Source organism: Mycobacterium syngnathidarum, from assembly GCF_001942625.1.
GTDB lineage: Bacteria > Actinomycetota > Actinomycetes > Mycobacteriales > Mycobacteriaceae > Mycobacterium > Mycobacterium syngnathidarum.
In genome coordinates, this window is sequence record NZ_MLCL01000093.1 from 159,331 (window position 1) to 175,431 (window position 16,101).

Genomic DNA, 16,101 nt, shown 5'->3' on the forward strand with positions numbered 1-16,101 from the left:
TCACGTGGCCGGCAAACAGAACCCCGAACAACGTCGACGCGAATTGTGCGATGCGGCAATAGCTCTGCTGGCCCGCGAGGGCGTCAAAGGCGTCACTCACCTGAAGGTGGACCGCAAGGCCGGTGTTCCCGACGGCACCACGTCGTTCTACTTCCGCACCAGCTCGGCCTTGATGCGGGCCGCAGCCAACCGCATCGCCGATCTCGACCTGGCCGACCTGACCGCGGCCACCGGCTCGGGAACCCGCGGTGATGTGGGCGGCCTGGCCCGGCTGGTGATCCGATCCGGATCCGGGGCCCGCCTGGTGCGCAGCAAGGCCCGCTTCGAGCTCGCCATGCCATCCGGCCGCGACCCCGGGCTGGCCGAGGCGTTCAGCCACAATCGGCAGCGGCTCTTCGAACTGCACCGCAACGTCGTGGTCGCCCTCTGTCCGGCCGACACCGACCCTGGCTTGATCGACGAAAAAGCCTATGTACTGCTGACTTTCATCAGTGGTCTGATGCTGGCGCTGGCCCGCGGCGACCGCACGATCAATTCCTGTGAACAGCTCCGCGACATCATCACCGCGATCGTCGCGGCGGCTCCGGCCACCTCACATCGCGAAGGAGTAGCCGCCGTTGACCGGTAGCGTCTGACCGGTGATCCAGGAGCCGTGGTCACTGGCCAGCAGCACCGCCAGGTAGGCGAGATCCTCGGGGAGGCCGGGCCTGCGGATCGGGTACCGCGACAGGATGGCTTTGGCCTGCGGCGAATCCGCCATCTCAGCCCACAGCGGTTCGGTGAGCGGTGTGCGCATGGTGCCCAGCGCGATGTTGTTCGCGGTGATTCCGTACCGGCCGTTCTCCAGCGCGATCGACCGGGTCAGGCCGGCGGCACCGGCCTTGGCCGCCGCGTACACGGCTCCGCTGGCGTCGCCCGTCCGGCCGGCGTCCGAGACGATCGTCACGACCCTGCCCCATTGCCGTTCCACCATCGCCGGCAGTGCCGCCCGGGTGCAGTGCAGTACGCCATACAGATTCACCTGCAGGAAGGGATCCCAATCCGCGGGGGTGCTTTCGGCGAACGGCATCCGGGCGGCGAAGCCCTCGGCCCCGGCGTTGCCCGCATTGTTGACCAGGATGTCGACGGGCCCGGCCTGTGTGATCGCCTCGGTGACGGCCGGGTAGTCCGTGACATCGAACGGCACGGCCATCGCGTCACCGCCGGCATCCCTCAGTTCTGCGGCCACCGCCTCGGCTCGCTCCCGTCGAAGGTCGTTGACCAGCACGGTGGCATCGGCCGCGGCGAAGGCATCGGCAAGACCGCGGCCCACCCCTTGTCCGGCGCCGGTGATCAACACCCGGCGGTGCGACAGGTCGAATTGCAGCGTCATCGTCGGTGTCTCCTGGGATTCGGGGGTCCGGACAAGGTTTCCAAGTCTCTATACCAGTAGAGATTCAGACTCTGTTCGGGCGGGGCGGGTCTGTCCTAGTCTGAACGTGCGCGCACCTAGGAGGAATTCGATGCCCGACCACGATGTCCGGATGATCATCCTGTCCACCGACGACCTGGATGAGTCGATCCGCTTCTACACCGAGACGCTGGGAATGCCGCTGAAGTTCCGCGACGGCGCGCACTTCGCCGCCCTCGACGGTGGATCCCTCACGCTGGCCCTCGCCACCTCGGTTGACCACCCGATTCCCGGCCAGGTCGTGGTCGGCATCAAAACCGACGACGTGGACGGGGCGGCCAAGGCCATCGAGGAGAGCGGCGGCGGGATCATCAAACAGCCTTACGACGACGCTCACGAGCGCCGCGCCGTGGTCTACGACAACAAGGGCAACGGCCTGGTGTTCTACAAACCGCTGGCGCGCTAGCCGGAGGCCGAAGCCGCTGCGGCGAGCAAGGTTTCGGCCAGACGCGCTGCAGCCGGGGTCATCCGCTCCATCGGTGGTGCGGCGAGGTAGACCTGCCACACCGCCGGTTCGCGCAACGGAACGGTCCGCAGCTCGCTGAAGCGGCGCGCCTCCGACGCCGGCATGAAGGCGGTGCCCAGACCGTTGCCGACCAGTTCGGCGATCGCGGCGAACCCGGCCGGAACTTCGTACTGCGTGTGCGCCTCCACCCCGGCAAGATGGAACGCCTCGTCCATCAGGCGGCGCAGACCGAATTCCGGCGGGAAGCCGACCAGATCCTCGTCGGCCAGGTCCGCCAGGTCGAGGCGGCGGCGCCGAGCAAAGGCATGGTCCGCACGGCAGACGAACAACATCGGCTCCTCGAAGAGCAGCTTCATCTCGAGCTGCGGCGGGAATCGATTGGGCAGCGACACCAGGGCCAGATCCAGCGAGCCCTCCAGCAGTGCGGCCAGATAGGCCGATGCGCCGGACTGGCTGAGCCTCAACCGCAACCGGACATGCGGGTGGGCCCGGTGAAAGTCACCGAGGGCACCGCCGACGTCGACCGGGCCGTAGGAGATCAGGGACCCGAATTCGACAGTGCCCATGAGAGATCCACGGAACTGCCCCGCTGACTCGGCTGCCGCGCGAGCCGCGTGCAGCACGTCGTGGGCGCGAACCTGGAAGGCCTCGCCCGCGGCGGTCAAGCTGATCCGCTGCCGCGACCGGTCGAACAGTTCCACCCCGAGCTCACGTTCCAGCTTCGCGATCGAGGTCGACAACGCCGATTGCACGACATGCGCCCGCTCAGCGGCCCGGGTGAAACTCATCTCGCCTGCCACGGCGATGAAGTGTTCGATCTGCCGTAACTCCACGGAGCCACCTTATCTATCTGATGGATGATGTCCATCAGATCCAATCGTTGGACTTGATGGCCCGGTGCGGGTGGGATGGAGACCACCAGCCCGAGCAGAAGGAACTTCGGCTTCCTCAGCCGACGAGGCACGGCTGGCCGACAGACCGCCCGTCACGGTCGCGACCATCACGATCGGATCCGACTTCGACGGTGCGGCCAAAGACGGTGCGGGCTATCGCGCGCTCTACACCGGACCCTACGAGTACCGCGTGCTGGACGGCATCGGACACAACGTGCCACAGGAGGCACCCGAACGGTTCGCTGCCGCGATCGCCGACGTCAGCCGCATGGGCAGGCGATGACGTCTCAGGGATACGGCCGTCCGGTCAGCTTCCGGATCGTGCGGATCTCGCCGTCTCGGTACGGACGCCCGTCCTCGTGGAACAAGTCGTGGAACCACTCCCGCGGGGGCGCCTTGTAGGGGTGGTCCCAGGAATCCCAGGGCAGATAAGTCTGCGTCTTGCCTGCCACCAAGCCCCAGGTGTAGGCCCCGACATTGTGCCGTTTCGCGATCGGCAAGACACCCTCGACCGTGCTGCCCTCACCTCGTGCCAGGTATTCGGTGCACATGATCGGGCGTCCCATGGGTGCCAGTTCGCCGATCCTGGCCTCGAACCCGGCCGGGTGGTCGTAGCTGTGGAAGGTCAGCACATCCGAGTGGTCGAGCTGAATGGTCGCCATCGCGCTCCGCAGCTTCGGGTCAGCCCAGGCCCCGTCCCATACCCCGCTGGTCAACGGCTGCACGGGGTCGGCCGAGCGGGCCCAGGCGAAAACCTGCGGCAACAGTTCTTCGATCAAGCTGATCTTGTCCTGCCGTTCCACCTCACGGTAGGTGGCTGCGGGATTGTCCGGTTCGTTCCACAGATCCCACCCCAGAACCCGGTCATCGTGACGGAACTGGCTGATCACGCCGACGACATACTCACGCAACGTTCGCCGGTACCGGTGATCGTCGAGTCTCTGCGCGCCCGGGCTCTGCACCCACACCGAATTGTGTATCCCGGGCCGCGGCCGTCGCTGACGCCCCAACCGAGGAAACGGGTCCCAGCAAGAGTCGAACAACACGAACAACGGTTTGATGCCGTGGCTGGATGCCAGGGCAACGAATTGAGCCAGCCGATTCTGAAAACCCACGTGGCCCTGAGCCCACAGCTGGTCGTGCAGGAAAACCCGCACCGTGTTGAATCCGGCCAGCCGAGCAAGGCGCAACTCGGTGTCGATCCGCTGCGGATCGTAGGTTTCGGGCTGGAACATCTCGAGCTGGTTGCCCGCGTTGGACGGGATGAAGTTGGCACCGACCAGCCAACCCTGGGCTGCGTACCAGCGGTGCGCCCGCTCGGGTGACCATCGGGCCCCGTGGCCATCGATTTTCGCGTGCGCCGACGGCACCCTGCCCAAGGCCGCGGCGGCCGTCATGACCAGCGGGACCTTGAACGCCGCCCGACGGGCCAACCGACCATGCGCGGCCTGCCTGATGTGCTGCACCGAACTACCAAACAACCTGGCTTCCTTAAGATTTCGTATCCAACATCGGCACTGACGGATGCTGCGAGTGGTCAACGTGCCCACCACTCGAGGTGTACCCGACGCGGACACCGACTGCACGGCACGGCGCTGTGGTTTGAGCTCCCCGGCGACGGGTACCTGTTCACGGTGACTGACCGCATCGCCGATCCATGGGGCCCCCGGACACCCTACGGGTGCGGGCAGGTGTGGCCGGATCGTGGCGCACGCCAAAAGCCTGCTGGAGGCCCATGACCCCAGCTCGATCGGCACCAACCACGTGGACCACTGCGACGCCATCCGCAGACCATGGCCGGATGACGGCGGGTAGGTTGCGGTGGTGGAACTCCCAGAAGGTGGCAGGGTCGACGCCGGCAGCTTGACCGGGGTTTCGGAAACCGCACTGCTGACGCTCAACGGCCGGGCCCATCAAGCGCGGCATCCCCACGCCATCATCGACGATCCCATGGCCGTCGAGCTCGCGGATTCGATCGCCTTCGACTTCGACAAATTCGGTCGGCGCAAGGGCCAGGAGATGGCCTTGCGCTCACTGGCCTTCGACGAGGCCGCCCGGCGTTACCTCGACGAGCACCCGTCGGCAACGGTGGTCGCACTGGCCGAAGGCCTGCAGACCAGTTTCTGGCGACTCAATGCGGCACTGCCCGGCGCGCGGTTCCGTTGGCTCACCGTCGATTTCGCGCCGATCATCGAGCTGCGCGAACGTCTCCTGCCCGCAACCGATCGCATCGCCGCCCGGGCACAATCGGCATTGGACTACAGCTGGATGGACGAGGTGGCCCCCGCCGGCGGAGTCTTCATCACTGCCGAGGGGTTGCTGATGTACCTGCAACCCGAAGAAGCCCTGGATCTGATTGCCGAGTGCGCCAAACGCTTTCCCGGTGGCCAGATGGTCTTCGACCTGCCGCCGGTGCTGGTGAAGAAGTTCGCGCCGAAAGGCATGCGGTCTTCGCGGCACTACCGCGTGCCACCGATGCCGTTCAGCCTCTCCCCCGCGCAATTGGCAACTCTGGCCGATACCGTGCCCGGTATCACGGCCGTACACGACCTGCCGATGCCCAACGGCCGCGGATGGTTTTTCGGCACCGTGTTCCCGGCGTTCTGGCAGTTCAAGCCCACCAAGCAGTTTCGCGGCGCCTACACGCTGCTCGAGTTCGGCTGATTAGCTGCTGCCGGCGGCCACCCGGGCGCGTTCACGCATCGAGGCGACGACACCGCCGTCGTTGAGGATGTCGGTACCGGTGAGATAACCGGCCCGCTCGCTGGCGCAGTAGGCCAGCAGATCCGCCATCTCCTCCGGCTTGCCCCACCGCGGGATCGCGGCATCGGCCACCATCGCCCCGGCTCCGGCCTGCTCTTCGAGCCGGCCCATCTCCGTGTCGACGGAGCCCGGTGACACCGACAGGATCCGGATACCCCGGGTGTTGAACCGCTCGGCCTGCGCAGAGCTGTACCACTTCACGAATGCCTTGCTGATGGCATAGGAGATGCCTGACCTCATGTCTTCCGGGGCAATGTCGCACGCCGCCAGCATCTCGGCCAGAAAACGGTCCTGGTCCTGCATAGCCAGCGGGAAGTGCTGCGCGGGAACGACTTCCTCGGGGAGCAGGTGTGCCGCCATCGACGCGACGTTGACGATTGCCGTGCCCTGTGCTCCCGAGGCAAAAAAGGACTCGTTGACATGCAGCGTGCCCAGCGCATTCGTTCTCATGACGTATTCGGCGTCACCCATGCTGGGGCTGACCCCGGCCGCGTGTATGACCGCGGCGACGTCACCCAGTCCGGTCGCGGTTGCCATCAGCCGATCGACGGCTTCCCGATCGGTGACATCGGCATTGACGGTCGTGGCCGCGATACCCAGATCACTCAGGGTGCTCGCAGCGGAGTCGAGCCGATCCTGTCGCACGTCGCACAGCACCACCGCCTGGTCGCGGCCGACCACCTTGGCCGTCGCCAGTCCCATGCCCCCTGCGCCGCCTGTGATCACCGTCACCCGTGTCATGGCCAGCAGGGTATACGTCGGATCCGTGGCGGCGCATCGGCGGGGTTGGTGCAACTGCTCAGCGGGCAATCTGCACGGGTTGCTGTGCAGACGGCCTGACCGGCATATAACGGGTAGTGATGGCCTGTCCGTACTGCGGATCCCCGCTCGACGAAACCGACACCTGCAGCCGCTGCGGGCAGATCCACTCGTCCACACCGACCGGATGGCGGCCGGACCCCACCGCACGCCATGAAGGCCGCTACTTCGTCACCGGTCGTCCGACAAACCGGGTACGTGACGGCAGGAAGGTTTCGGCCGATCCCGCCGGGGGACGGCTGCTGCCCGATTACCTCGAGTTGAAGACCTCGGGCGTCCGGTCCACCTGGCTGGGGACCACCGCGGCGGCCGCCATCATCGTGCTGACCGCCGCGGTGGTGTGGGTCCTGTTGGTGGCGGGCCGTAGGACACCGCCCCCACCGGAACCCGGATACCTTGCCGCTCTGAGGGACGCCGGACTCAGCGATCAGTTCAATTCCGAGGCCAACGCCGTCGCCCACGCCCACCGCGTGTGTCGTCAGCTGGAAGACGGCGGGGCGCAGCAGGGGCTGCCGGCCGACAAGATTGCCGTCGACACGTTCTGCCCGAATTTCTCGAAGGGCTTCCGTGTACTGGAGAAGACCACGGTGACAGGTACTTTCGCGCTTTCAGACAACGCCGGACTGGAGGGGATAATGTCCGACGGAACGACATGCCAAGGCGCAAACGGATACTCCGACGTCAACCCCGGCACCATCGTCATCGTCAAGAACGGCAGGGGCGACGTGCTGGCCACCACCACACTCGGGACCGGTAAGGGCAGCGCAGCCAGCTGCGTCTTCACGTTCAGCGTGCCGTTGACCGAAGGCGAGGATCGCTACGTGTTGTCCGTCGGGCGTCGCGGCGAGTTCAGTTACAGCTTCGAACAGCTTGTGGCCAAGGGGATTCGGATGCAGCTCGGCCAGTGATGTTTGCGAGAATCACAGTTTGCCGCTCAACGGTGCGGTGCTGCCGCGCATCGATATCACGGCGCCCGCCCCCGGTTGGAAACGATGCGGTCACGACTCCGAATCGCTCCCATGACAACCCCGCATCCATCTGAATACCTGTATGGACACCGATTCCCGACGGTTCTACGGTTGCGCTCGGCACAATTTTCATCGATGTAATTTTCCACACGAATCAAGGGAGCTGATCGGGGATGGCCACCTTTGCTCACTTTACGGTCAAAACGGTTGTCAGCACTGGATTGTGCATGACCGCAGCGGTGGCTGCGCTGGCGCTGAGCCCGCACGCCGCGGCAGCGCTGCAACTCAAGACAGGCGGGTACAAGTGCGTCGATGCGGCCGCCGGTGCGGCGCCCGGCGTTCCGTGTGCGGCTCCCGCCGTCGAAGCCGCAGGGGTGGTTCCCGCTGCGGCGCCCGCAGCCGTGCCGCCGGTGCCACTTGCGCCTCCTCCGGTGGCTGCCCCTCCGGTACCCCTGGCGCCGCCGCCGGTACCCCTGGCGCCCCCTGTGCCGGTCGTGCCGGCGGCCGCGCCCATCGTTCCCGCGGCGGCGCCCGCCCCCGCGGCCGCTCCGGTGGCGACCGCGGCAGGGACGGGAAAGGGTGTGCCGACCGTTTCACCCGGAGGCGGCCCGGTGGCCGGGACGCCCACACTGCCCGGTCCCGCAGATGCGGCGAGCAACTGACCCGAATCCCACCACTTGACGCCACAAAGGCGCCCGGCTCACGAGCCGGGCGCCTTTTCGTTCCCTCGACTATTCCTGCACGATGACCGGATCGCCGATGTTGACCGTGTTGAAGTACCACTCGGCGGCAGCCGGGACAAGGCTGACGCAACCGTGGCTGGTGTTGTCCAGCCCCATCGACGGGACCGCCCACGGCGCCGAGTGCACGAACAGGCCACGGTAGGTGAAGCGCACCGCGTAGTCCACATCGAGCAGATAACCGTCAGGGGCGTCGACAGGAATGCCGACACTGCTCGAATCCATCCGTACCGTGCGGTCTTTCCCGAGAACCGTGTACGTGCCGACCGGGGTCGGGTATTCGGGACGCCCCAGGGAGGCCAGCAGTACGCCCGGTTCGCCGGCATGCGGCAGGTGGTGAGGCGCCGGCAGCGCGATCGGTGGGTCTTCACCGAGTCCGTCGATGGTCACGGTGAAGGTGTGATCGGAGATGTCGGCAACGCCGATAATAGCTGGGCCGGTTTGGAATTCCGTGCGCAGCCCGCCGACCGACAGCATCACCGTGCTGTGCGCCGGCCAGAACTGTGCCGGGGTCCACGACACGACCTTGGTGTCGAGCCACTCATAGGTTCCCGTGCGCGCGGGCGTCGACTTCAGCCCGAGGGCGCGTTCGACAGAGGGCCGGTTGGTGATCGGCTTCTTGAACGTCACCACCACGGGATGGCCCACACCGACCACGGCGCCTTGGGCCGGCGCGACCGATTCGATGGTCGACGTCAACGGCAAGCTCACCGCCGCCGTGTCGACGCTATCGGCACCGCCGGAGAAGTAGGTCATGACAATCACGACCAGTACGAGAACACCCTGAAAAACCGCGCGCTTCAATTGGATCCCTCTGCGATGCCCCCATGATCTTGAACATAATCATGGTATGGGCCCGCAGCTGTCCGAATGTGTAGTCACACGTAGACAATTCGGTCAAGCGTTCATCACGGTTCAGCCACGGCGTCGAGCAACTTGAGGACCCGCGCGCAGGACAGCGGAGTCGCCAGAGCGTTGGTGCGCGGACCTGACTGCAGCGGGCGCTGAGATTCCGCATCGCGCGCGTCGTCGTCAGACTCGGCCCGGTAGGACGAGGGATGCCTGCGCTTGGCCGCGGCCAGCTCGCGCGAATAGCGCTGCGACGAACACCAGAGCGGATGCGTCGCCAGCTCGATGACCGTCGAACCGGCAGCTTTTGTCGCCATTTTCACTGACCTCCGGTGGAGCTTCACGGCACTTCTGTTCAGTGCCAAGCGTGCTCGGCCAAGCTGAGGTAATGCATCGAGTTGGCCGTGGACACATTAAGGATCCCTCTTAATGACCTTTTACACACCGAAAGAACCGCGACAGAGACGCATTTCACACTCACGGATTTGACATTTTTCGCGGCGATGTTTGCTGTTTGGGCGAACCTGCCGAACTGATCGAATGATCAAGATCATCGCCGCTTTCGCTGCCAGCTACCGAAGTTCGGCCCCCGCGCCGGGGCCAAGCGGAGAACCCGCCTGATGGCGCGGCCAGAATCGCAGCATCTTCTTACATTCGCAAGAAACCCGCACGTGGGAAGCACGCATAAAGTAAGAGCGCACGCCAGCGAACGCGCCGCCGTTAGCCCCGTCGATGCGGAATCGTTACCTATCATTTAGCCTGTCCCGTGGCCGAGCCCCCTGCTGGAACGTCAATTAGCTCGGTGAAGGGTGGTACGGCTGTGGATGCACATGATCCGAGCGTCGGAGAACATGCGCGTCCGACCATGACTCCGGCGTCCCGCGCATCGATCGAGAGCTGGCCGCTGCGGTGGAAAGTCGCGGCGACCTTGGTGCTGCCGATCCTGCTGGCGGCCACCTTCGGCGCTGTCCGCATCTACAGCGAGTTGTCGGCCGCCTCGCGCTTGAACCTCGCCTCCGACAACGCGGTGATCGTGGTGCCCGCTGTGGAGCTGGTCGACCGGCTCGACGGGTTGGCCTACGCCGCCGCGACCGGCGCACCGCTCGCGGAACCACTCGCACAGTTCGACGAGGCCTCGAAGACCCTCGACAACCTGATCACATCCGCCGAGTTCGACGCGACCGCCGCTGCACGGCTCACCACGGCATCCTCGACGGCCAAGACGATGCGCGACGACCTCCAAGCAGGACCTCTGCCGCAGCGGGTGATCGCCGATCGAGCGTCCGACGTGGCGTCCGGAGTAATCTCCGCGATCGCGACGACCACGGCAACGGTCGATGACCGCGTCGTACGACCAATTGCCGACCAGCTCGTGGACACCCTCGAGGCACAACGCGCGCTGACGACACAGCGGGTGTCGATCGCCGCCCCCGATTTCGCCGATTCCGACGAGCTGCGTACCGAGGTGGCCGACGCGGCAGGCGCAGAGGCGGCGGCCATCGACCGCCTCGCCAGACTGACCGGCACGGACGAGGCCGCGGCGTTGTCCAAGGATTCCGACATCCGTCGCGACACCTACACGCAACCGTCCAGCGACAGCGTGCACGCGCCCGCGTTCACCGAGGCCATGCGAGCCAGCGTGGACCAATACCGCGCAATGACACAGCGCCTGTCCGCCGACCTCGACGGCACGCTGCACCACCGAGCCAATGTGTTGCGGTCGGACGCCCTGCGTGACACCGCGATCATCCTCGGTGCGGTTCTGGCCGCCCTCGTCTTCGCCCTCGCGGTCGGCCGCTCACTGATCCGGTCCATCGGCCGGCTCCGCCAGGGAGCCCTGCAGGTCGCGCAGGTAGAGCTGCCCGAGGAGATCGAACGCCTGAGCAAGGGCGGCGGGATGCCCGAGATCCAGGCGCTGCCGTTCCGGACCAACGAAGAGGTGGGTCAGCTCGCGCGCGCGATCGACGACATCCACTCGCAAGCGGTCCGGCTGGCCGGTGAGCACGGTGTCCGCCTGCAGATCGGCGACATGTTCGAAACCCTGTCCCGCCGAAGCCGGTCACTGGTCGAGGAGCAGCTGGCTCTGATCGAGACCCTCGAGCTAGACGAGGAAGACCCGGCCCGACTCGACCACCTCTTCCGCCTCGACCACCTTGCGACGCGCATGCGCCGCAACGGCGACAACCTGCTGGTGCTGGCCGACACGGTGGAACGCCACCGCGCATTGGCCCCCGTCGCGCTGCCCGACATGCTGCGCGCCGCGATGTCCGAGGTCGAAGAGTATCGCCGCGTGCAGGTCGGGCACATGGCCGATGTCTCGATCGCCGGCTCGGCCGCGGGCGATATCGGCCACCTGATCGCCGAGCTGCTCGACAATGCCCTGCGCTATTCGCCACCGGACTCACCGGTCATGGTGACGGTGGGGCGTGCCGTCGACGCCGGCCTGCTCGTCGAGGTGGCCGACCGTGGCCTGGGCATGTCCAAGGACGACCTGACCGCCGCGAACGAGCGCCTGGCGCTCGGTGGCGAGGTGACCTCCGAAACCGCGAAGCGAATGGGCCTATTCGTGGTCGGCCGATTGGCCCGACGTCACGAGGCCACGGTGCGGCTGCGGACCACCTCGGCGTTGACCGAGCGACCCGGCGTCACCGCCAGCGTGCACCTGCCGGGCACCCTGGTCACGCCCCTCGGTGTGGGCGAAACGCTGGACGATCTGCGCAACGGCTCGTTCACCGAATCATCGCAACGGTCCGCCTCCAACGGGCGGGCCGCGGACACCACCGCCGGAACCGCCGCACTCGCCGCGACCAACGGCTCGCACACCGCGTCGGAGCGGCCCGAACGTGGGCCGGACGCCCCGGCCCGGTCGACTGCCAGCGGACTGCCGAAACGCTCGCCCGGCGCCAGCGGTGTAACCGGCATCCCGGCACCGCCGAACGGGCTGACCGCCCCGACACCGGCCGCAGCTCCTGAAGAACCCGAGCGTCCACAGCGCGGAAATCCGCTCTCCTACTTCACCTCGGGCAATTCCCATTCTGGCAACCCCAAGCCGCCGGCATCGGAACCCGCCCGACCCACCGAATCCGAGCAATGGCCGACCGAGGCGGACAGTTTGGAGAGCGCACCGATCTTCGAGCGGATGACCTCGGAATGGCTGATGGATCCGACCACTCCGGAATACCGAAACCGCGTGTGGGCCAGCGCCGCCGACGCCGGCTGGACGGCCGCGGCGAAGGCCGTCGAGCAGGAACCCAAGCGGCACACCGCGTCTGGGCTGCCGATTCGCGAACGCGGAGCGCGCCTGGTTCCGGATGAGGCAAGATCGGGATCGCAGGCCAGGGCCGAAGGGCCCAACGACCCCGCAGCCATCCGCGACATCCTGAGCCGACAGTTGGCCGGCGTACGCAGGGGCCGAGCCGAAACCGATGCAGCACACAGCCGAATCGAAGGAGATCGATGAACACCGGCACGCAACCACATGAACGGTCCGCGGGGTCTGCTGCAACACCGTCCGGGACCTCCGGCACCCTCGACTGGTTCGTGTCCAACTTCGTCCGCGACGTACCGGGTGTATCCCACGCGATCCTGGTGTCGGCCGATGGTCTGCTGATGGCCTCGAACTCTCACCTTCCGTCCGATCGTGCCGAGCAACTGGCCGCGGTCACCTCAGGTTTGGCAAGTTTGTCGACGGGCGCCGCGCGGTTGTTCGAGGCCGGCAACGTCCGTCAGTCGATCGTCGAGATGGACGACGGGTTCCTGTTGTTGATGGGTGTCGGCAACGGCTCGTATCTGGCCACCCTGGCCTCGATCTCATGCGATATCGGGCAGGTCGGCTACGAAATGGCGTTGCTGGTCGACCGGGTGGGCAAGACCGTCGAGGCGACGCCGCGCGGCACGCATGGGGCTCGATGACCCTGAGCATGGACAGACCCGAGCAGAAGCGGGCCGCCAGTCGCGCGCGCCCGTACACCCTGACCGGCGGACGAACCCGCGCGCGGGTCGAGGTGCCGATCGAGGCTCCGGTGGAGGCCCTGCTGCCGGCCGGTGAGCTCGACTGCGCGCCCGGCGACATCCCGGCCGTCATCGTCCGGTTGTGCGACAACCGTCCGTCGATCGCTGAGATCTCGGCATATGCCGGCCTACCCATCGGCGTGACCCGGGTGCTGGTGAGCGATCTGGTGGACAGCGGTCACCTTCGTGTTCACGCCACCCTGACCGACCGCTCGACCGTTGCAGAACGGCGCCTACTGATCGAAAGGACCCTCAGTGGCTTACGCGCACTCTGACTCCGGCCCCACGGTGTCTTCGACGAAGATCGTGATTGCCGGCGGCTTCGGTGTCGGCAAGACCACGTTCGTCGGCGCCGTGTCGGAGATCGTGCCGCTGCGCACCGAGGCCCTCGTCACGAACGCCTCGCAGGGCCACGACGACCTCGAGGCGATCCCCGGCAAGGAGACCACCACGGTCGCCATGGATTTCGGCCGCATCACGATCGCCGACGACCTGGTGCTGTACCTGTTCGGGACACCCGGGCAACGGCGGTTCTGGTTCATGTGGGACGACCTGGTCCATGGCGCGATCGGCGCCGTGGTGCTCGTCGACACCCGCAGGCTCGAAGACAGCTTCGCGGCCGTCGACTTCTTCGAGGCCCGCAGCCTGCCCTTCCTGATCGCTGTCAACGAGTTCGACGACTCCCCGCGCTACAACATCGAGGAGCTGCGTGAGGCACTCTCGGTGTCCCCGAACGTGCCCATCATCACCGTCGATGCACGGCAACGCGATTCCGCCAAGAATGCCTTGATCGCCATCACGTCGTTCGCGCTGGAACGACTTCCGTCCTCCGCTTTCTAGATCCAACCGCCCGTCAGTCTCACAGTCTCGAGGAAACCTGTCATGAACCACCAAGTACATCACTTCGACATGGGCCTCTGGCTGCTGTTCCTGGCGTACGTTGTCTCGGTCACCGGCTCGGTCGTCGGCCTGGCCTGCACCCGGTGCGGTGCCAGGGCAACCAACGGACGCGATCGGCTCCGTTGGCTGGTCATGGCCTCGGTCGCCATTGGCGGGGTTGGTATCTGGCTCATGCACTTCATCGCGATGCTCGGCTTCACGATCCCGAACAGTACGGTCCGGTATCACCTCGGCTGGACGATCGCGTCGGCGGTCATCGCGATCGTCGCGGTCTTCGTCGGGCTGATCACCATCGGCCGCGAGTTCGAGCTGCGTCGGCTGCTGGCCGGCGGCGTGATCACCGGGCTGGCGGTCGCGGTCATGCACTACACCGGCATGTGGGCCGTCCAGATGCAGGGCACGATGACCTACGACACCACCCTGGTCGTCCTCTCGTTCGTGATCGCCGTGGTCGCGGCTACTGCGGCGTTGTGGTTCACCCTGGTCCTCGAATCGCGCGGCCTGCGGTTCGTGGCCGGCCTGGTGATGGGCGTGGCCGTCACCGGCATGCATTACACCGGTATGGCCGCGGTGCGGGTGAACGTCGATCACACGATGCCGGTTCCCAGTGGGCCCGAGGTGTTCTCGTTCCTGTTCCCGGTCTTCGTGATCGGCCTGCTCGCGCTCGGCGTCCCGATCACTGCCGTGATGCTGGCGCCTGATCCCGATCGCAGCTCCGAGCAGGACGAAGCCGAGTCACGCCCCGTGGCGGCGCCGGTCGGCCGGCACCGCTAGCCCTCGCACCGCTAGGCGATCAGCGCGTCGATCTGATTGATCGCCGACGAGGCGCCCTCGACCACACCCATGTCCAGCACCTGCTGAAGCGCTTCGGCGGACTCGTAGGTGCTCACGTAGACCGCGCGGGTGCCGCCGTTGTGCTCGGTGAAGGTGTAGACGTTCTTGGACACCGGCATATCCGGGTTCGGGTTGAAATCCTCGTCGGCGAAACCGTCATCGAATGCGAAGCTCGTCGGCTCGTCGACCGCCGTGACATCCCAGTACCCGGCGTACTTCTCGCCCTCCGGGCCGGTCATGAAGTACGTCATGCGTCCGCCCGGGGCCAGGCTGTGGTCGACCACCGTCGCCGGGAATGTCGGCGGGCCCCACACCTTCTCCAGCTGACGCGGGTCGGCATACACCTGCCAGATGCGCTGCACCGGCGCGGCAAAGTCAGCGGTGATGGTCAGCGTGAGGTTGTCGAGATCGTGTTGAACGTCGGTCACGGGCATGGTTCAGTCCTCCTTGGGATCTGTTGCGATCAGTTCATCGATGCGTGCGATGCGGCCACGCCAAACCTGTTCCAGCTCAGTCAACATGGACGCCACCGACCGCACCGCCTCCATGTCACCGCTGGCCAGCTGCTCACGACCATTGCGTCGCTTGGTGATTAGCCCGGCCTTCTCCAGCACGGCGACATGCTTCTGCACTGCCGCGAAGCTCATGTCGTACTTCGCCGCGAGCACTGAAACCGAGTGCTCGCCCGCCAACACCCGGCGCATGATGTCCCGCCTGGTCCGATCGGCGAGCGCGTGAAACAGGGCGTCCGCCCGGTCCTCGTCACTCTCGGTCACAGATCCAACATACAACCGATCGGTTGTATGTTGTCAAGGGGTGGTCGCGGCCTGCATGGCTGAGCCGACGCGTTGCTCGATGCGCAGCGGCATACCGACCAGATGCATCGGATCGCCAACGGCCTCAACCCCAATAGGAGAAGCTGCACACCGGCTTGACCTCGGTCTTGAACGAGACCAGTTTGTCGCCGTCCATGATGATCGAGCAGCCGAGTGGTTCACTTCCGCCGTCGGCGGCCACTTCGGACTCCAGCTTCTCGTAGACCGAGTACTGCTTCTCCCAGGGCAGCATCACACTCGACTCGGTCTGCTCCTCGCCGCCGTTGATCCGGTAGCGAATCGTCACGGGGGCGGTGCCGCCGGTAACCCTCATCACCGCCGTCCCGACCGGCGCGCCGGTCGGCTCCGCCGCCGTGGGCGACTCGGTTGTCGTGCGAGTCGGTTCGGACGCATCCCGCGAGGACGCCGCGGCGCTGGTGGTTTGCGCCACGGGCGTTCCCGTGGTCGTACTGCACCCGGCGACCAGCGCGACGCCGACAATTACCGCGGCCAGACCCTTGAGCAAACGCATACCCGACCCTACGACGGGTTGAGGTGAGTCCGGACCGGAAATTCGCAGCATTCACCGGGCT

The 16,101-nt window shown here is 66.3% G+C and carries 19 protein-coding genes and 1 pseudogene; 11 read left to right on the forward strand and 9 right to left on the reverse strand.

Annotation, left to right across the window (positions count from 1 at the left end):
* Positions 1–4: 4 nt before the first annotated feature.
* Positions 5–628: a TetR/AcrR family transcriptional regulator gene (locus BKG60_RS30470; RefSeq protein WP_075910440.1), complete on the forward strand. Its 624-nt coding sequence runs from the start codon at positions 5–7 to the stop codon at positions 626–628.
* Here BKG60_RS30470 and BKG60_RS30475 read toward each other — a convergent pair.
* The gene (locus BKG60_RS30475) at positions 593–1,372 is read right to left on the reverse strand and encodes an SDR family NAD(P)-dependent oxidoreductase (RefSeq protein WP_070945638.1); all 780 of its coding nucleotides are present in this window, start codon (positions 1,370–1,372) and stop codon (positions 593–595) included. The two genes, BKG60_RS30470 and BKG60_RS30475, sit on opposite strands and share 36 nt — an antisense overlap.
* A gap of 130 nt (positions 1,373–1,502) precedes the next feature.
* Here BKG60_RS30475 and BKG60_RS30480 point away from each other — a divergent pair, with 130 nt between their 5' ends.
* On the forward strand, positions 1,503–1,856 hold the full coding sequence (locus BKG60_RS30480) for a VOC family protein (RefSeq protein ID WP_070186157.1): 354 nt from the start codon (positions 1,503–1,505) through the stop codon (positions 1,854–1,856).
* On the opposite strand, the gene BKG60_RS30485 is transcribed toward BKG60_RS30480, so the two are convergent.
* On the reverse strand, positions 1,853–2,749 hold the full coding sequence (locus tag BKG60_RS30485; RefSeq protein WP_070186158.1) for a LysR family transcriptional regulator: 897 nt from the start codon (positions 2,747–2,749) through the stop codon (positions 1,853–1,855). The two genes, BKG60_RS30480 and BKG60_RS30485, sit on opposite strands and share 4 nt — an antisense overlap.
* A 94-nt stretch (positions 2,750–2,843) precedes the next feature.
* On the opposite strand from BKG60_RS30485, the pseudogene BKG60_RS30490 reads away from it, so the two are divergent.
* A pseudogene (locus BKG60_RS30490) lies at positions 2,844–3,092 on the forward strand (alpha/beta hydrolase); the annotation flags it as partial.
* A 4-nt stretch (positions 3,093–3,096) separates the two neighbouring features.
* On the opposite strand, the gene BKG60_RS30495 reads toward BKG60_RS30490, so the two are convergent.
* Complete coding sequence (locus BKG60_RS30495; protein WP_070186194.1) at positions 3,097–4,242, reverse strand: glycoside hydrolase 5 family protein; 1,146 nt, start codon at positions 4,240–4,242, stop codon at positions 3,097–3,099.
* A gap of 391 nt (positions 4,243–4,633) precedes the next feature.
* Here BKG60_RS30495 and BKG60_RS30500 point away from each other — a divergent pair, with 391 nt between their 5' ends.
* The gene (locus BKG60_RS30500; RefSeq protein ID WP_083650395.1) at positions 4,634–5,473 is read left to right on the forward strand and encodes a class I SAM-dependent methyltransferase; all 840 of its coding nucleotides are present in this window, start codon (positions 4,634–4,636) and stop codon (positions 5,471–5,473) included.
* On the opposite strand, the gene BKG60_RS30505 is transcribed toward BKG60_RS30500, so the two are convergent.
* Complete coding sequence (locus tag BKG60_RS30505; RefSeq protein ID WP_075910441.1) at positions 5,474–6,313, reverse strand: SDR family NAD(P)-dependent oxidoreductase; 840 nt, start codon at positions 6,311–6,313, stop codon at positions 5,474–5,476. It lies immediately after the preceding gene.
* Positions 6,314–6,432: 119 nt separating this feature from the next.
* On the opposite strand from BKG60_RS30505, the gene BKG60_RS30510 reads away from it, so the two are divergent.
* The gene (locus BKG60_RS30510; RefSeq protein WP_075910442.1) at positions 6,433–7,299 is read left to right on the forward strand and encodes a DUF732 domain-containing protein; all 867 of its coding nucleotides are present in this window, start codon (positions 6,433–6,435) and stop codon (positions 7,297–7,299) included.
* A gap of 287 nt (positions 7,300–7,586) precedes the next feature.
* Positions 7,587–8,021, forward strand: coding sequence for a hypothetical protein (locus tag BKG60_RS30515; protein WP_239253122.1), 435 nt, complete (start codon positions 7,587–7,589; stop codon positions 8,019–8,021).
* Between the two features lie 69 nt (positions 8,022–8,090).
* Here the strand turns inward: BKG60_RS30515 and BKG60_RS30520 are convergent, their stop codons facing one another.
* Entirely contained in the window at positions 8,091–8,855 is a 765-nt protein-coding gene (locus tag BKG60_RS30520; protein WP_075910506.1) for a L,D-transpeptidase, read from the reverse strand.
* A 152-nt stretch (positions 8,856–9,007) separates the two neighbouring features.
* Positions 9,008–9,265, reverse strand: a complete 258-nt coding sequence (locus BKG60_RS30525) for a hypothetical protein (protein ID WP_131823119.1) — start codon at positions 9,263–9,265, stop codon at positions 9,008–9,010.
* A 503-nt stretch (positions 9,266–9,768) separates the two neighbouring features.
* Between BKG60_RS30525 and BKG60_RS30530 the strand changes: the two genes are divergently transcribed.
* From BKG60_RS30530 to BKG60_RS30550, 5 genes are read left to right on the forward strand one after another with little or no spacing between them, the layout of a single operon-like run.
* On the forward strand, positions 9,769–12,408 hold the full coding sequence (locus tag BKG60_RS30530) for an ATP-binding protein (protein ID WP_242671661.1): 2,640 nt from the start codon (positions 9,769–9,771) through the stop codon (positions 12,406–12,408).
* A complete protein-coding gene (locus BKG60_RS30535; RefSeq protein WP_234793395.1) occupies positions 12,405–12,860 on the forward strand; it encodes a roadblock/LC7 domain-containing protein in 456 nt (151 codons plus the stop codon). Before BKG60_RS30530 ends, BKG60_RS30535 begins: the two co-directional genes overlap by 4 nt.
* Positions 12,861–12,868: 8 nt before the next feature.
* Positions 12,869–13,234, forward strand: coding sequence for a DUF742 domain-containing protein (locus BKG60_RS30540; RefSeq protein WP_070945666.1), 366 nt, complete (start codon positions 12,869–12,871; stop codon positions 13,232–13,234).
* Positions 13,215–13,799, forward strand: a complete 585-nt coding sequence (locus tag BKG60_RS30545; RefSeq protein WP_075910445.1) for a GTP-binding protein — start codon at positions 13,215–13,217, stop codon at positions 13,797–13,799. The genes BKG60_RS30540 and BKG60_RS30545 overlap by 20 nt, the downstream gene beginning before the upstream one ends.
* A 42-nt stretch (positions 13,800–13,841) precedes the next feature.
* Positions 13,842–14,633, forward strand: a complete 792-nt coding sequence (locus BKG60_RS30550; protein WP_075910446.1) for an MHYT domain-containing protein — start codon at positions 13,842–13,844, stop codon at positions 14,631–14,633.
* A gap of 11 nt (positions 14,634–14,644) precedes the next feature.
* On the opposite strand, the gene BKG60_RS30555 is transcribed toward BKG60_RS30550, so the two are convergent.
* The 3 genes from BKG60_RS30555 to BKG60_RS30565 all read right to left on the reverse strand — a co-directional run bounded on the left by BKG60_RS30555 (position 14,645) and on the right by BKG60_RS30565 (position 16,040).
* Positions 14,645–15,127, reverse strand: coding sequence for an SRPBCC family protein (locus BKG60_RS30555; protein WP_070186166.1), 483 nt, complete (start codon positions 15,125–15,127; stop codon positions 14,645–14,647).
* A 3-nt stretch (positions 15,128–15,130) separates the two neighbouring features.
* Positions 15,131–15,469, reverse strand: a complete 339-nt coding sequence (locus tag BKG60_RS30560; protein WP_075910447.1) for an ArsR/SmtB family transcription factor — start codon at positions 15,467–15,469, stop codon at positions 15,131–15,133.
* A gap of 124 nt (positions 15,470–15,593) precedes the next feature.
* On the reverse strand, positions 15,594–16,040 hold the full coding sequence (locus BKG60_RS30565) for a hypothetical protein (RefSeq protein WP_075910448.1): 447 nt from the start codon (positions 16,038–16,040) through the stop codon (positions 15,594–15,596).
* Between the last annotated feature and the right edge of the window lie 61 nt (positions 16,041–16,101).

Bases quoted from the DNA above. Each gene is read 5' to 3' on its own strand.
- BKG60_RS30480 (WP_070186157.1), top strand. From the start codon at position 1,503: ATGCCCGACCACGATGTCCGGATGATCATCCTGTCCACCGACGACCTG.
- BKG60_RS30520 (WP_075910506.1), bottom strand. From the start codon at position 8,855: ATGACCTACTTCTCCGGCGGTGCCGATAGCGTCGACACGGCGGCGGTG.
- BKG60_RS30550 (WP_075910446.1), top strand. From the start codon at position 13,842: ATGAACCACCAAGTACATCACTTCGACATGGGCCTCTGGCTGCTGTTC.
- BKG60_RS30565 (WP_075910448.1), bottom strand. From the start codon at position 16,040: ATGCGTTTGCTCAAGGGTCTGGCCGCGGTAATTGTCGGCGTCGCGCTG.
- BKG60_RS30510 (WP_075910442.1), top strand. From the start codon at position 6,433: ATGGCCTGTCCGTACTGCGGATCCCCGCTCGACGAAACCGACACCTGC.
- BKG60_RS30515 (WP_239253122.1), top strand. From the start codon at position 7,587: ATGACCGCAGCGGTGGCTGCGCTGGCGCTGAGCCCGCACGCCGCGGCA.
- BKG60_RS30505 (WP_075910441.1), bottom strand. From the start codon at position 6,313: ATGACACGGGTGACGGTGATCACAGGCGGCGCAGGGGGCATGGGACTG.
- BKG60_RS30540 (WP_070945666.1), top strand. From the start codon at position 12,869: ATGGACAGACCCGAGCAGAAGCGGGCCGCCAGTCGCGCGCGCCCGTAC.
- BKG60_RS30555 (WP_070186166.1), bottom strand. From the start codon at position 15,127: ATGCCCGTGACCGACGTTCAACACGATCTCGACAACCTCACGCTGACC.
- BKG60_RS30535 (WP_234793395.1), top strand. From the start codon at position 12,405: ATGAACACCGGCACGCAACCACATGAACGGTCCGCGGGGTCTGCTGCA.
- BKG60_RS30475 (WP_070945638.1), bottom strand. From the start codon at position 1,372: ATGACGCTGCAATTCGACCTGTCGCACCGCCGGGTGTTGATCACCGGC.
- BKG60_RS30525 (WP_131823119.1), bottom strand. From the start codon at position 9,265: ATGGCGACAAAAGCTGCCGGTTCGACGGTCATCGAGCTGGCGACGCAT.